The sequence below is a fragment of the Coleofasciculus sp. FACHB-542 genome (genome assembly GCF_014695825.1).
Classification (GTDB): Bacteria; Cyanobacteriota; Cyanobacteriia; order Cyanobacteriales; family FACHB-T130; genus FACHB-T130.
Genome location: NZ_JACJPB010000012.1, coordinates 23229 through 37801 on the forward strand (window position 1 = coordinate 23229; position 14573 = coordinate 37801).

A 14573-nucleotide genomic window follows, 5' to 3' on the forward strand; every position below is an offset into this window, starting at 1 on the left:
CCGTATGTACTCCAATTTAGCTAGCGATCGCTCTAAGCGCTACCGTTTCGCTACCACCCCGTCAGGTGTCCACTCTATTTCACTTAATACTGAATACAAGCGATCGCCCTCTCTTTCCCAACAAACGCGATCGCTCTGTTGACGACGACAGCGAAGCAATATACCCCAAAAAGCGTAGAGACGCGATTAATCGCGTCTCTACAAGAATTTTATTTGTTTACTCTTAGAACTTAGGCATCATTCAACGCCGCAATACCAGGAAGTTCCTTCCCTTCCAGCAACTCCAGACTAGCGCCACCGCCAGTCGAGATGTGGCTCATTTGTTCGCCCAAGTTCAACTGTTCCACGGCTGCCACCGAGTCGCCACCGCCGATAATGGTAGTCGTCCCGCTCTTAGTGAGATCGGCAAGAGTCCGCGCGATCGCTTCCGTTCCCTTGGCAAATTGCGGAAACTCGAATACTCCCATCGGACCATTCCAGATTACCGTCTTGCAATCAGCAAGCGATTCCTGGAAGAATTTCACCGAGTCAGGACCAATATCCAAACCCATCCAACCATCGGGAATGGCGTCAATGCTAACCGTTTGAGCATTGGCATCAGCCGCAAAATTATCTGCAAGGATGACATCTGTCGGCAATAGCAGTTGAACACCACGCTCTTTCGCCTTCGCTTCCAAAGACTTCGCCAGTTCTAACTTATCTTCTTCCACCAGCGACTTCCCGACACTTAGCCCACGAGCCTTGTAGAAGGTAAAAATCATGCCGCCGCCCAGGATCAGCTTATCGCACTTATCCAGCAGCGTTTCGATGACACCAATCTTGCTGGAAACCTTGGAACCCCCGATAATTGCCGCCAAAGGACGCTGAGGATTTTCAATCGCGCTTTGCAGATACTGGAGTTCCTTTTCAATCAAGTACCCCGCCACCGATGGGCTGAGATACTTGGTTACACCTTCTGTAGAAGCATGAGCGCGGTGAGCTGTTCCAAACGCATCATTCACATATAAATCGGCAACTGAAGCCAGTTTTTTAGCGAATTCTGGGTCATTCTTCTCTTCTTCCGGGTAGAAGCGGACATTTTCCAGCAGCAGCACGTCGCCATTTTGCATCGCCCCCACCTTGGCAGCGACATCATCACCGATACAGTCGTCAGTCTTGACAACTTCTTTACCCAGCAATTCAGACAAGCGCTTTGCCACCGGCGTCAGGCGGTATTTATCATCGACACCTTTAGGACGCCCAAAGTGGCTTGACAGAATTACCTTAGCGCCTTTGGAAGTTAAATCCTGAATTGTCGGCAGAGCTGCCCGAATGCGAGTATCGTCAGTAATGTTGCCATTGTCCAGCGGTACATTAAAATCCGCCCGTACCAGTACCCTTTTGCCGGATAAATCGGATGCCGATAAATTTGCTACAGTTTTCTTGGACACAGCGTAAACCTCCTAATTGCGTCTTTTTATACTCTTCACTAGCAACCGCGTGTCACTGGTCGTTTGCCCTTTTCCCTCAAAAGCTAGATAGACCAAACCAAATGCAGGGGTAAGGTTATTTCTAGCTCTCTAGCCGTCCACATTTTACAAGAGTTGGGGTTTCTACAGGAGCGTGCCATGTTCAAGACTGTTCTGTTTCCTGTCGATCAAAGTCGAGAAGCGCGCGAAGCGGCTGATGTCGTTGTGAATGTTGTGCAAAAGTATGGTAGTAAATTAATTTTGCTTTCGGTGGTAGAAGAACCCAGCCCAGAGCCAGAGGTGTCGCCGCTCAATTCAGATGCTGCAATGACATCGCCAGAAGCAGTCGCCGAACTGCTCAAAACAGCTCAAAATCTATTTGCCGATCAAGGCATCCAGTCTCAAACGATTGAGCGTCAAGGCAAACCAGCTTTTACCATCTGCGATGTTGCTGACGAAATTGACGCCGATTTAATTGTGATGGGCTGTCGAGGGCTGGGTTTGACTGAAGAAGGCATGACTGACAGCGTCACGAACCGGGTAATTAATTTATCTCCTTGTCCGGTATTGATTGTTCCTTAGTCAAAGTTTAGATTTTGGATTTTGGATTTTAGATTCAATCTAAAATCTAAAATCTAAAATCTAAAATCTAAAATCTTATGACGACTCCTTCAATTCAGTGGTATCCCGGACACATTGCCAAGGCTGAGAAAGCGCTTAAAGAACAGCTCAAGCGTGTGGATGTGGTGTTGGAAGTGCGAGACGCCCGAATTCCCATCTCTACGCACCATCCCCGCGTGCCAGAGTGGATAGGCGGCAAGGCAAAGGTATTGGTACTTAACCGCACGGATATGATTTCTCCCGCAGTCCGCCAACTGTGGACTGAGTGGTTTAGGGATCGGGGGGAAACGCCATACTTCACAGATGCCCAGCATGGGAAGGGTGTTGCAGCAGTGGCACAGGCGGCGCAGGCAGCGGGTGTAGAGATGAATCAACGAAGAAGCGATCGCGGGATGCTTCCTCGTCCAGTTCGTGCCGTTGCGATTGGGTTTCCCAATGTCGGTAAATCGGCGCTCATTAATCGTTTATTAGGAAAGCGGGTGGTAGAAAGCGCACGTCGTGCTGGTGTAACGCGCCAGCTGCGCTGGATACGCATTTCCGATGAGATTGAACTTTTAGATGCCCCTGGCGTTTTGCCTTCCAAATTAGAAAATCAGCCTGCTGCCTTCAAGTTGGCGATTTGTGATGATATTGGTGAAGCGTCTTACGACAATCAACGAGTGGCATCTGCGTTAGTCGATTTGCTCAAAACGCTCAACGCCCCCGATGCCGATTTATTTCTATTGAAGTCTTTACAGTCTCGCTACGGAGTAGATCCCACTTCGTTCGCAGGCGACGAATATCTACAAGCTGTGGCAGATGAACGTCATAAAGGCGATGTAGAGCGCACAGCACGACAGCTATTAAATGATTTTCGCACGGGTTTATTAGGTGCGATTCCCCTAGAATTGCCGCCAGTCTGAATAGCAAAAGCTCCGGACAATTAAATGTCTTGGAGTAAGAACTATTCCTATTTAGAAGGACAGGTATTTTTTGTCCGACCCTTCCAAATCCAACCGGAGACTGGAGAATTAATTTCTATCCAGCCACCTTCTTCTTTTCCAGTGACAGAGACTTTGGTTCCTGCTTTCACAACATCCCCTGTTTTCTTTCGTCCATCCACAGAGCGTACATTGGATGAACTAAGAACAACAACACAACTGTTTTTTACTTCATTTTTAGCTGGCTTGGTAATTTGATTTTTAACAGTTTCAGGCGAGGATGGTATTTGACGACTTGCAAAAATCACCCCGATTGCAATGACAAAGGTAGCCGTACCTGCCCCAATTAGCAGTGGCAAATTCTTGGGGGATTTAAATACAGAATTCAGGCTAGACGGCGAACTAATCGGCGCTTGGGCTGGATTTCCAGGCGCAATTGTCACCGTGTTCTGCGTGGGGGGAGCGGTTGGTGGCGTTGCTTCATCAACGGCGCTAGCCGGAGAATCCACCGGCTTTTCGGATGAATTGCCTGTAGCTATGGTTACGGTATTGTCCGTAGGGGGCGCGATCGCCGGGGTGGAAATAGGAGCAGGGGCGTTATTGGGCGAGACGTGGGGATTGGTGCGTTCTTGAAGCGAGCGCAGTGCCTTATTTGCCGACACAGAACCGTCTTTCCAGTAACCGCGCACCTTCTGTCCCAAGACTGCGGCGATCGCTGCCGGGGAATTCGGATTGGTTAGGGAAGCAAGCGATCGCAATGCCTCGGTTGCTGACTGGTAGCGGAATTTGAAGTAGTGGCGTACCATTTGACTCAGGACAGCGGCTAACCCATCGCTAACTTGAGCCAAGTGCCGCCAGAGAATCTCCCCGCTGTCAGGATCTTCTGCTAATTGCCTGGGATTCAGCCCGGTCAAGGCTTGGATACCAATCATGCCGAGGGCGTAAAGATCGCTGCTGGGGCGGGGTCTGCCTTGTCCCTGTTCGCTAGGCATATAGCCTGGGGTACCAATCGCAACCGTCTCATTCATCCCTTCTTGAGCGATGACGGATTGCATCTGCACCTGTTTGACGGCACCAAAATCTACCAAAACTAACTTCTTATCGCAAGAACGGCGAATTAAATTATCCGGTTTGAGATCCCGATGAATCACCCCGTTCTCGTGTACAAATTCCAGAATAGATAATACTTCAGACAGCAGTTGAATCACCTGACTTTCGCTCCACTGCTGTCCTGGTGGCAGTTCTACACTTAGAGGCTGTCCGTCGATAAATTCCTGCACTAAGTAAAACTCTTCCTGCTCCTCAAAGTAAGCTAACAGCCGGGGAATTTGGTCGTGGTTCCCCAACTTTTCCAGAGTTTCGGCTTCGCTATTAAACAGGCGTCTCGCTGTTTGTAAAAATTCGGGATTGCTAGTCGCGGGTTTGAGGTGTTTAACAACGCAGGTAGGGTTCCCAGGTCGGCGAGTGTCTTGGGCAATGTAAGTATGACCAAATCCACCTTGGCCTAGCGCCTGGATCACCTGGTAGCGCTGGTCTAGTAATATGCCTATCATGGTGTCGCTGCCCTGAGCTGAGGTAAACCGTTTAACATAATTGAGTTTTTCCAAAAAGGAAGCAGTGTTTTCCGGATGTTTCATCAGATATGCACGGATTGCATATCTGATGAAAGAGCTACCCCCTTTCAGGGAATCGCTCTCTCCCGCCGCACTCTTGATTGACTGCGTATGAAAACCGCACTTTCGCGTCTTCTCTGGTGCCCAGTTGTCAAGGCTTCGACGGTCTCGCTAAAACCTCGACCTGACATCGGGAACCAGCGAATACTATGATACTGTTGTTCAAGGAATGAGGGGTATGACCCCCCATTTATATAAGGTAAGGCTGAAGGGCGCAGAGGCATTAACGCTAAAACTCAAACGATTTGCCGATTAAGCTGCCCTAAGCGTGTAGCTTGGGCAGGGTTGCATAAATGCCTTTGAGAATGCCATAACCTTGAGGGGAAGTGAGGGAAACCAATCAAAAGCCCCTTACTTTGCTGAGTTTTTGCACGCCTCGTTCGCTTCGCTTCAAAAAGGGATAGGAGTCATGGCTGAACTCAATCTGCGTCTACGAGAGGGAGATACAGAAAGAACGATTACGGTGAATCGGGATGAATTTACGATCGGTCGTTTGCCAGAATGCAACTTGCATTTGCCTTTCGAGGGAATTTCCCGGTGTCATGCCCGCTTTTTGAAAACGCCTTCTGGGGCGTGGACAATTGAGGATATGGGCAGCAAAAACGGAACGCGATTGAATGAACGCCCTGTCATCTCGCCTCAACAGGTAAATCACGGCGATATTCTTTGGCTGGGAGATATTAGCCTGAATATTCTTTTGAGCCATCCTGCTCAACCCCATCTAACACAGCTGGTGGAACCCGTGGCTCAAGGAACCACCATCTTTCGCAATGTTCAAGAGCTGCAACAGCAGTGGATACAAGCGGAAGGGACGCTAGACGTAGTTAGCAATAAGGAAAAAGCGATCGCTCGGCTCAAAGATTTAGTGAATATCGCCAAGAATTTGAGCGCAGCTGAATCGATCGAAGCAATTTTCTACCAGGTGCAGGAAGTCGTTTTCCGCGAACTTCAAAGCATTGAGCGCTTGGCATTGTTAATTGATGTAGAGGGTTCCGGCAAACTAGAATTGCTGAATGCCGCCACTAGAGATATTTTGGAACAGCAGAATCTAACGGCAAATGGCACTTGGATTAGCCGCACCATTTGTCAAAAGGTATTTGCCGAGAAAGTCGCAATTCAAACCGCTGATGCCCAGATGGATAAAAGGTTTGAGGGGCAACAGAGCATTTTAGTCAAAGGGATCAAGAGCGCGATCGCCGTCCCGCTTTGGGATGAAAATAAAGTAGTCGGTGTTCTTTATGCCGATGCTCATCTTTCCTCTAGCCATTGGACGAAAGGAGGCGAGGAAGACCTCAGCTTTTTTTCGGCTTTAGCAAATCTGGTCGCATCCGCAGTCCAACGTTGGCTGTTAACGCGGAAACTGAGAAACGAAGAAACCATTCGGACTCGGCTAGAGCGCTATCACTCCCCTGCCGTTGTACAGCATATTATGACCCTGGGGGCATTAGAGGATGGTCGTCTCACGCCTGCGGAGGTTGATATCAGCATTCTCTTTGCCGATATTGTTGGCTTCACTGCCCTTTCGGAACGGTTGAGTCCTACAGAAATTGCCCAATTACTCAATGATTTCTTCGAGGAAATGCTACAGGAGGTTTTTACCGCTGGAGGAACGTTAGACAAGTATATTGGAGACTGCATCATGGCATTTTTTGGCGCTCCGGAACCTCAACTGGATCATGCCGACCGAGCTTTCGCCGCCGCCAAGGGAATGCTGACTCGTCTAGAGAAATTAAATGCCGCTCGAGTCTGGCGCGAACCGCTGCAAATTCGGGTTGCTATCAATAGTGGCAGAGCCGTGATTGGAGATGTCGGTAGCTCTCAAAGAGTAGACTATACCGCTTTAGGAGCAACGATTAATTTAGCCTCCCGCATGGAAGGAATCTGCCCCCCCGGTGAATGTGTCGTCAGTGAAGCCACGCATTCTTTGCTGAAGCGATCCCAAGACTTGCAGACGGTAGGAGAACACCATTTCAAAGGCATAGACCGACCTGTCAGAGTTTATCAAACCAAGCGGCATTAAAGTGCTGGCTCCCCTCTGAGTTTTAGTGGAGCGAAAGGGCGGATTTCGAGTTTTCGGCTAAGACCAAGCCAAACCCTTTCTCAACGACGAAATCGAGGAGTTTATCGCTTCTCCTCACCAGCCCAAAAAATTTATTCCTCACCTTCCCCGTATCGGGGTGGGTTAGCCAGAGGTGGAAAGAGGTTGAGCAGAAGGTTAACCGAAAAGGAGCTGGGTGCGATTTCCCGGTCGTTGCGACCTATGGCAACACAGCGTATCATCTGTCGAAGGATTTCGTCAGAGTTAAGATGGTGGCAGTAATTGCCGGGAAAACGCATATATTTGTGGGTGCTTTCTTTGACTATTGCTTTGTCCAGGAGTTTTAGCAAGCCTTGTTCGCCTTGGTTCAAGGAGGTTTAGAGTCATGGCTGAACTCAAGCTGCGCCTACAAGTTGAGGAAAATGCTGAAAGCACCGTCACGGTGGATAAAGAGGAATTTATTATTGGTCGTTTGCCAGAATGCGATCTGTACTTGCCTTATTTTGAAATTTCCCGCTGTCATGCCCGGTTGTTAAATACACCGGATGGCGTGTGGGTAGTCGAAGATATGCATAGCACAAACGGAACGCGGTTAAATGACCGTCTGCTAGCAGCGCCCCAAAGAGTGAATCATGGGGATGTTATTCAGATGGGTCATGTTTTCATCCACGTTCTTTTAGCCAGTTCTCCTCAACAAAAGACTCAACTCAATCCCATCAATGCAGATCCGATCCCCGAAGAAGTGACTATTCTTCGCAATGCCAAAGAACTGCAACAGCAATGGATACAAGCGGATGATGAAGGGAGTAATATTGCGAATCCCCACAAAGCGATCGCTCGGCTGAAAGACTTGGTTGATATCGCCAGATGTCTGAATTCTGCCGAATCGATCGAAGCAATTTTTCAGCAGATACAAGAAATTGTTTTCCGCGATCTCATTAGTATCGATCGGTTGGCATTGTTGATTGATGTCGATTGTTCGGGGGAACTTGAATTACTTCAAGCAGCAGCGAGAGATATTTCTCAGCAGGAAAATCTCGCCGCAGATGGCAGTTGGATTAGCCGCACCATTTGTCAAAAAGTATTTACGGATAAAGTCGCCATTAAAACTGCTGATGCCCAGATGGATGAACGGTTTGAAGGCGAACATAGTATTTTAGCCAAGGGCATTCGCAGCGCTCTAGCGGTTCCTCTGTGGGATGAAAATCAGGTAGTCGGCGTTCTTTATGCCGATGCCCATCTTTCTTTTACCCATTGGAACAAAGGAGGCGATGAAGACCTCAGCTTTTTTTCAGCTTTAGCGAATTTGGTGGCGTCGGCGGTGCAACGCTGGCTGTTAGCAGAGAAACTCAGAAGCGAAGCCAACATTCGACACCGACTAGAACGCTATCACTCTCCTTCAGTTGTGCAGCATATTATGAATGTAGGGGGATTAGAAGGCGGTCGTCTTACCCCCACAGAAGGCGAAATCAGCATTCTCTTTGCCGATATTGTTGGCTTTACTGCGCTTTCGGAACGCTTAACTCCGACAGAAATTGCCGATTTGCTCAATAGTTTCTTTGAGGAGATGCTCAAAGAAGTTTTTGCCGCCAGAGGAACGCTAGATAAATTTATTGGAGATTGCATTATGGCATTTTTTGGCGCTCCAGAACCCCAGCCGGATCATGCCGACCGGGCTTTTGCTGCCGCTTGGGGAATGCTAGAGCGTTTGGAGCGGCTGAATGCTCGTAAGTTCTTCCAACAACCGCTGCAATTGCGGATAGCGATTAACAGCGGTAAAGCAGTAGTTGGAGATGTGGGCAGCTCTCAGAGGGTAGACTATACCGTCTTAGGCGCTACGATTAATCTTGCCTCGCGGATGGAAGGGATTTGTCCCCCTGGTGAATGTGTCGTGAGTGAAGCCAGCTATTCTTTGCTAAGTCAACCGAAAGATTTGTCTCCGATGGGAGAGTACCGTTTCAAAGGGATTGACCGACCGATAAGGGTTTATCAGACTCGCAGGCAGAGCGTTATCCACGATGGTATTCAGTCGGGTTAGAGATGAGCTTAAAGCTGGAACCCCATTTCTTGCAATCCTTGGCGGAGTCTAGCGGCTTCCTCTGGGTTGTGTTGCTCGTGAAGCGCGATCGCTTTCCCAAATGCTTCTAAACTTTCGATTACGTTCCCCATTTTCAACAGGGCAACTCCCAGATTTTGATACGCCTCTGCATAGTCTGGGTTCAGTTGAATCGCTTGGCGGTAAGCAGCGATCGCATCCGGCAAACGCCCGATTGCTTTTAATGCCATGCCTAGATTGTACTTTCCGACCGCAAAACTAGGGTCAATTTGTAAGGTCGTTTCATAAGCTTTTTGAGCATTAGTAAAATCCCCAGATGCTATCAACAAGTTGCCTAAATTGTTATAAGCCCCTAGTTTAAGTTTGGGCAGAATTGGTTGTTGAATGGCGACTTGATAGTGTGTTGCTGCTTGTGCAAGATCGTTCACACGAGTATAGGCATTGCCCAGATGGTAGTGCAGCTCGTATAAAATAGAAGCATCGATCTGTGTCGATTTTAAGCCGCGCTTTAGGATTCCGATTCCCTTACTAATTTTCCCGGTTTCTATATAAAGCGCCCCCAATTTACAACAATCATAGGGATCGTTGGGATGGCTTGCCAGATAGCCTTCCATCGCCGCCTGTGCCCTATCGAATTTGTTTAAAGATGCGATCGCTCCCGGTTGATAGCCATAGTGCAAAATTGCGACATCCGACAGAGAAACGATCTGCCACTGGGGTTCTCTCTGCAACAGTTGGGCAACGCTATCATCCACTAGGGAATGGTAAGGACGAGAAAAGCGCACGTCTGGGTGATTGCGAAATAGACGAGAAACCAGGGAATAGGGCGATTGGGATGCTCCGACTTCTTGCCGAATTAGGTTGATAACGAGGTTGAGATCGCTTTCCATCGCTTGCTTCATCTGCGGCACAATTTCCGGTGTCAGCACTTCATCCGCATCCAGCACCAGCACCCAATCTCCCTGAACGTACTTCAACGACTCATTCCGCGCTGCTGAAAAGTCATTGCACCATTCAAAGTGATAAACCTTCGCCCCAAATTCTCTGGCAATTTCAACGGTTTTGTCAGTGGAGCCGGTATCCAGCACCACCATTTCATCTACCACATCTTTGACACTATTCAAGCATTGTGGTAAAGACGATTCTTCGTTTTTAACAATCATGCAGAAGCTTAGCTTCATTGGACACCATGAACTGGCTTAAGGGACTCGTGGTTATTTTAAATGCGATCGCATAAAGCTAATTAAACAGTAAAAAAAGAATTCTTTTTTTGCCTGCCCTTCGGTAGATAGGGATCAAAACTTATATATTTTTGATGTGTAACAGCATACAAAATTTCGGCTCCTGGCTAAAAATTGGATTTCCTGCTCTGAACCAACTTGCAAAACGGGAGTTTATAATACATTTGTTCTTCCGAAACAGGGTAGACTTGTATGACCCTTGGTACCTTGAATCACCTAAGCTTGACGGTTAGCGATCGCTCAAAATCGGAACCGTTTTATAACGCAATTTTGGAATTCATGGGCTACCAGCAGGTGGAGAAAAATGATGAGTTTATTATGTGGTGGTCAAAGGATGTCGGGGCAATTTTGATTTATGCCGCGAATCCAGATTCCCCGAACAAACTACACGATCGATACTCGCCAGGACTACACCATCTTGCCTTTAACGCCGACAGCCGCGAACAGGTAGATAACTTATACAACCTGATTCTTGAACTAGGCGCTACAGTCCTCGATCCGCCAGCCGAATACAACCAGTATGCACCGGGCTACTACGCTGTCTTCTTTGCCGATCCCGATGGGATCAAACTGGAATTGGTTCATATGCCCAATCTACCCTAGAGCACTTTCCTGCTCGCTGGATCTTGCGGTTTCTAGGTGCCCTTCTGCCTGATTTACTGACAGCGAGGATGACGCCCTCCTTGGTCGCAAATTAAGTCAATTTGCTTGGCATCTAAATTCTTGGCTTGAGAAAAATCGACGCCCTTAACACGAGCCAAGGATGCGGCATTGGGTGCCTCTTGAATGAATTGATCCGACTGCACGGGTTTTGGGGCGGCAAAGGTTGCCCCCTTCAAATTAGCTCCTGCGAGATTCGCCCCACGCAGGTCTGCCGCACTCAGATTTGTGTTTTGTAAATTGGCATTTTGCAGCTGAGCCTGAGCGAGATTAGCACCAACCAGCCTGGTGGCGCTGAGATCGGCTTTTTGGAGATTGGCGTTCCAAAAATCTGCTTCCGAAAGGTCTGCTCCTTGCCAGTTGGAGTTCGTCAGCAGCGCAAAGGGAAACTTAGCCCCGACAGCGCTAACTTGTCCGAGACGGGCGCTAGAGAGATTGGACTGGGTAAAGTTGGCATTGGCTAAATCTGCACCCGTCAGGCTGGCATTTTCTAAGACGGCTTGACGCAAATCTGCACCAATTAGCTTGGCACTACTGAGATTTGCACCCACGAGTTGAGCCTGGGACAAATTAGCCCGATTCAAGGTGGCACGGATTAGGTTGGTGCGATTCAGGGGGACACGGCTCAAAAGAGCGCCACTGAGGTTCGCTTCTTTAAGATCGGCTCCATTGAAGTCGGTAATCCAATCGTCAAAGGTGCCCAGACGCCCATCCTCACCGGCACCCAAGAAGCGGCTATTCCGTAAACTGGCACCTGTGAGGGAGGCTCCTTTGAAGAGAATCCCAGAAAGGTCAGCTTTGTCTAGAACCAGAGTAAATGGAGCAGGCTCTTGGCGTACCTGTGCGAGGTCGGTGCGACTGAGATCGACCTTGTGGACTTGAGTGGGGTAGATGCTGAGAATTTTAGCGATCGCGCGTTGAGTGCCCACGAGCCGCCTTGCAATCAACTGTCGCTCTACGAATCCACTTCCTTGCAGCAGCGCTTCGTCCTTTTGCAGGGAAAGATTTAAGCGCTGCAAGTAGGGTAAAGCTTCCGGACCCGTACTGACTAAGGTTTGCCCAATTGTCTCCATCAAAGCAGGTACCCTTTCTTGACCCAGCAAATCTACTAAGAAGGGAATCGCCCGCGAGTCGTCCAACCTTGCCAGCGCCAGAATAGCACTCCGTCGTTCTTCTAATTGGTTAGGGGAAGATTGACTTAACCGCTCGACCAGCGCCAAAAACACTTTGTTATTCTGTTGCTTGGACGAGCGCCAATTTGCCTGACTTTGAATGTACATTTGAGTGCCGACGAAGGTTCCCAAGACAGCACTCATGCAAGAAAAGCCGACAATTATCAGCGTCAGACTGGGGTTTTGGCGCATCCAATCCCAAAGATGCAGCGATCGCTTGGAAGAGGGTTTGGAAGATTGAGAAGTCAGGGCAATGCTTGTGATGGTTTCCCTTGCTCGCTTCGCTGGCTGTTCGGTTCCCGGCAATTGGTTTAACTGAGGAGCATTCCGCGACCGATCGGGTACAAAAGCCCTGGCTCCATCGATGACAAAGGTTCCAGCGATTCTATCGTGCAAGGTGCGACGTTCGGGATTGAACAGCGCGATCGCATTTTCCCCCAGCCACATCAAAGCAGACAATCCCAGCAAAATCCCCAAATCTGGAAAAGCACCGCTGTAGCGCCATATCAGATAAGCCATCGAAAGCGGCAATCCCCACCTGCCGACTCCCTCTCTCCAAATCGCGCGAATCAATCCCGGCGGGTCGCCTGATTCTTGTACTACTTGGACGCCTAGCCAGCCCTTGGGCGAGGTTTGTCCGGTTTTGCCCACTTTATACAGTTGCCAGCCTACGATCAGGACAGGAGCCACCAGCGCCCCGCACCAAAACAAATTGGTAAGTGGAGCAACTCGTTGGTTGCTTGCGCGTCGGGGAATTGCCAACGTTTGAGCGATCGCATCCTCGGTGGTTGCTAGCACTGGGTTGAGAGGAACGGTTTCCTGAGAGACACACGCGCCAGCATTCGTACAAAACTTGGCGGCAAGACCGATGCTATAGGGAACTAAAGCACTCGCAACCACTAGCGAGACTTCCACAATCGTGGCAGCACCCCGTCGGGTACCCAGTGGTAGTCGGTGCATCTGTATCCGCCAAGACGGGCTTTTGCGATTCGAGCTTTTTTTCACGCTTTGGGTAGCCATTCGAGCATTCCACAAATAGCAGTTAGCTGTTCGCTTCCAGCAAATTTTGTCCGGGCAGGCAACCCTTATTTTGCTGGTAATCCGCTCAATTTAATCAACCTGCCCTACGTCCTTAGACGAATATACTCGTCCGGAGTCCATAGTCCTCATTGCTACCCAAAAAATTAAGACTTGCTAATCGGGGGACTTGGGGGCAATAAACAGTTTGTACGCCAAATACACTAACCCTGCCAAGATGCCGAGACTAATCAGGGATGCAACTAGATACAAAACGCTTCTGATTAGCCCAAAACCAACCAAAGCCGCGACGGCGACAACAGCAACTTTACCAGCACCAGGAAGCCCTTGAAACCAGTTAGCAATTTTGTTGAACAGAGACTGAATTGATTGAGATTCTTTAGGTTGAACCTGGAGAGGTTTCCCCGGTTCGGTTTCTATCATTGGCGCGGGAGGGTTGCTCTGATTGATTTGAGCATCTAGTTCTTGGAGTTTACGCTCCCAGTCTTGATTTTCTTGAGGATTCATCTTTTGTTTTTATAGTGAGTGACGAAAATGACGGTTACAAATGAAAAACTGACAGTCAAGCATGTATTGTCTTGGTGATTTAAACAAAAGTTTGTTTTAGCAACACCATGACTTAAAAAAGAAGAAATTTTAGCGCCCTCTCAGATACGTGACACTTTAAGAAAAGGAACACACTCGAAACACCTTTATTTACTTCTGTAGGACACTTATAGTAAGACTTCCTTAAAAAGGCAAGGGGATGACGAAATGAAGATGCTTCGCAAATGGATAGTTATTCCCACAACCTTGGCGTTAATCTTAACAGGCGCTGGGGCGGCTCGTAGTGATGCCCCAGTGTTAGAACTGTCGTCGAAGTTGTCGAACGATCCGGTCGTCCTCAACGGGGCTTCTGGCGGTCAAACAAGTAGTAATTGCGGTTATATCTCCCAAACCCCGAATCAAGTTGTTCGGGTAACGGCAGATCGGATCGATTACTTGCGGTTGAGTATCCAAAGCAGTGGCGAGCCTACGCTTCTGGTTGATGGCCCAGGAGGACGATTCTGCGTGTTGGCAGATAGTGTTTCTGGAGATAAGCCGGAGATTTCAGGAGTTTGGCTTCGGGGGGATTATAACGTTTATGTCGGCGATCGCGCGGGTGGCACCCATCCTTATACTCTATCGATTACTGGACAGAATAAATAATCGGTCATTCGTCAGTCGTAATTAATCAAAAACGAGTGACGAATCACTTGATTTTTTTCTAGTCTTCCAGAGAGCGGGCGGATACCTCAACGGCTTCAACGTCAATCGTTCCGGGAGGCGTCAAACGGTTAAAGTGTCCCTGTTCGATTTTGAGCGACTCGCCACAATTGGGGCACTGGCACTCGGTTCGATTCAAAGCTGTAAATTCATAGCTACAGACGGGACATTGGTCGGCAATGAGGTTGCGTTGCAACCACCAGCGAAAGCCTAGGAAAGCAAGGACTGGTGCAACGAGGATTAAACCTATCAGAATCAGAAAAGATTTCACCAACCAGCCAAGCCCAATCGACCCTAGCAACCAAATGATTAGCACCAGGGTAAGCCAAGAGCCGACGCCAGAAAGCTTGAATTGAAAGGAATTGGGGCTGTTCTGGTTCACGGCAGTCTCCAACAAAAGCAAGGTAGTATGGACTACTTCCATCCTAAATCAGAATCGATTCTCTCTGAGAACAGAGGCC

At 48.7% G+C, this 14573-nt stretch carries 13 protein-coding genes; 7 read left to right on the forward strand and 6 right to left on the reverse strand.

Features of this window, described 5'->3' with window-relative positions:
• Positions 1–4 precede the first annotated feature (4 nt).
• Complete coding sequence (locus H6F52_RS02260) at positions 5–142, forward strand: hypothetical protein (protein ID WP_190414378.1); 138 nt, start codon at positions 5–7, stop codon at positions 140–142.
• A gap of 88 nt (positions 143–230) precedes the next feature.
• Here H6F52_RS02260 and H6F52_RS02265 read toward each other — a convergent pair whose 3' ends face one another.
• Entirely contained in the window at positions 231–1430 is a 1200-nt protein-coding gene (locus H6F52_RS02265) for a phosphoglycerate kinase (RefSeq protein WP_190526327.1), read from the reverse strand.
• 177 nt (positions 1431–1607) lie between these two features.
• Between H6F52_RS02265 and H6F52_RS02270 the strand changes: the two genes are divergently transcribed.
• Both H6F52_RS02270 and ylqF read left to right on the forward strand, forming a co-directional pair.
• Entirely contained in the window at positions 1608–2030 is a 423-nt protein-coding gene (locus H6F52_RS02270) for a universal stress protein (protein ID WP_190414380.1), read from the forward strand.
• Between the two features lie 77 nt (positions 2031–2107).
• Complete coding sequence (ylqF, locus tag H6F52_RS02275; protein ID WP_190433307.1) at positions 2108–2971, forward strand: ribosome biogenesis GTPase YlqF; 864 nt, start codon at positions 2108–2110, stop codon at positions 2969–2971.
• A 47-nt stretch (positions 2972–3018) separates the two neighbouring features.
• On the opposite strand, the gene H6F52_RS02280 is transcribed toward ylqF, so the two are convergent.
• The gene (locus H6F52_RS02280) at positions 3019–4542 is read right to left on the reverse strand and encodes a serine/threonine protein kinase (RefSeq protein WP_190531762.1); all 1524 of its coding nucleotides are present in this window, start codon (positions 4540–4542) and stop codon (positions 3019–3021) included.
• 529 nt (positions 4543–5071) lie between these two features.
• On the opposite strand from H6F52_RS02280, the gene H6F52_RS02285 reads away from it, so the two are divergent.
• Together H6F52_RS02285 and H6F52_RS02290 are read left to right on the forward strand one after the other, a co-directional pair.
• A complete protein-coding gene (locus tag H6F52_RS02285; RefSeq protein WP_190531672.1) occupies positions 5072–6682 on the forward strand; it encodes an adenylate/guanylate cyclase domain-containing protein in 1611 nt (536 codons plus the stop codon).
• A gap of 403 nt (positions 6683–7085) precedes the next feature.
• Entirely contained in the window at positions 7086–8738 is a 1653-nt protein-coding gene (locus H6F52_RS02290; protein WP_190531674.1) for an adenylate/guanylate cyclase domain-containing protein, read from the forward strand.
• An 8-nt stretch (positions 8739–8746) separates the two neighbouring features.
• On the opposite strand, the gene H6F52_RS02295 is transcribed toward H6F52_RS02290, so the two are convergent.
• Positions 8747–9919: a tetratricopeptide repeat protein gene (locus H6F52_RS02295; protein ID WP_190531676.1), complete on the reverse strand. Its 1173-nt coding sequence runs from the start codon at positions 9917–9919 to the stop codon at positions 8747–8749.
• A gap of 270 nt (positions 9920–10189) precedes the next feature.
• Here H6F52_RS02295 and H6F52_RS02300 point away from each other — a divergent pair, with 270 nt between their 5' ends.
• Positions 10190–10600 (forward strand): VOC family protein, encoded by a 411-nt coding sequence (locus H6F52_RS02300; protein WP_190414385.1) that lies wholly within the window; start codon positions 10190–10192, stop codon positions 10598–10600.
• A gap of 53 nt (positions 10601–10653) precedes the next feature.
• On the opposite strand, the gene H6F52_RS02305 is transcribed toward H6F52_RS02300, so the two are convergent.
• Together H6F52_RS02305 and H6F52_RS02310 are read right to left on the reverse strand one after the other, a co-directional pair.
• Complete coding sequence (locus H6F52_RS02305; RefSeq protein WP_190531678.1) at positions 10654–12849, reverse strand: pentapeptide repeat-containing protein; 2196 nt, start codon at positions 12847–12849, stop codon at positions 10654–10656.
• Between the two features lie 174 nt (positions 12850–13023).
• Complete coding sequence (locus H6F52_RS02310) at positions 13024–13374, reverse strand: hypothetical protein (RefSeq protein WP_190414387.1); 351 nt, start codon at positions 13372–13374, stop codon at positions 13024–13026.
• Between the two features lie 246 nt (positions 13375–13620).
• On the opposite strand from H6F52_RS02310, the gene H6F52_RS02315 reads away from it, so the two are divergent.
• Positions 13621–14055 carry a hypothetical protein gene (locus H6F52_RS02315; protein ID WP_190433318.1) on the forward strand — a complete coding sequence of 145 codons (435 nt, stop codon included), beginning with the start codon at positions 13621–13623 and terminating at the stop codon, positions 14053–14055.
• Between the two features lie 58 nt (positions 14056–14113).
• Here the strand turns inward: H6F52_RS02315 and H6F52_RS02320 are convergent, their stop codons facing one another.
• Positions 14114–14494 (reverse strand): hypothetical protein, encoded by a 381-nt coding sequence (locus tag H6F52_RS02320; RefSeq protein WP_190433320.1) that lies wholly within the window; start codon positions 14492–14494, stop codon positions 14114–14116.
• Positions 14495–14573: the final 79 nt, after the last annotated feature.

Coding starts and splice junctions, on each gene's coding strand:
- H6F52_RS02260 (WP_190414378.1), top strand. CDS start 5: ATGTACTCCAATTTAGCTAGCGATCGCTCTAAGCGCTACCGTTTCGCT.
- H6F52_RS02270 (WP_190414380.1), top strand. CDS start 1,608: ATGTTCAAGACTGTTCTGTTTCCTGTCGATCAAAGTCGAGAAGCGCGC.
- ylqF (WP_190433307.1), top strand. CDS start 2,108: ATGACGACTCCTTCAATTCAGTGGTATCCCGGACACATTGCCAAGGCT.
- H6F52_RS02280 (WP_190531762.1), bottom strand. CDS start 4,542: ATGATAGGCATATTACTAGACCAGCGCTACCAGGTGATCCAGGCGCTA.
- H6F52_RS02285 (WP_190531672.1), top strand. CDS start 5,072: ATGGCTGAACTCAATCTGCGTCTACGAGAGGGAGATACAGAAAGAACG.
- H6F52_RS02290 (WP_190531674.1), top strand. CDS start 7,086: ATGGCTGAACTCAAGCTGCGCCTACAAGTTGAGGAAAATGCTGAAAGC.
- H6F52_RS02295 (WP_190531676.1), bottom strand. CDS start 9,919: ATGATTGTTAAAAACGAAGAATCGTCTTTACCACAATGCTTGAATAGT.
- H6F52_RS02300 (WP_190414385.1), top strand. CDS start 10,190: ATGACCCTTGGTACCTTGAATCACCTAAGCTTGACGGTTAGCGATCGC.
- H6F52_RS02305 (WP_190531678.1), bottom strand. CDS start 12,849: ATGGCTACCCAAAGCGTGAAAAAAAGCTCGAATCGCAAAAGCCCGTCT.
- H6F52_RS02310 (WP_190414387.1), bottom strand. CDS start 13,374: ATGAATCCTCAAGAAAATCAAGACTGGGAGCGTAAACTCCAAGAACTA.
- H6F52_RS02315 (WP_190433318.1), top strand. CDS start 13,621: ATGAAGATGCTTCGCAAATGGATAGTTATTCCCACAACCTTGGCGTTA.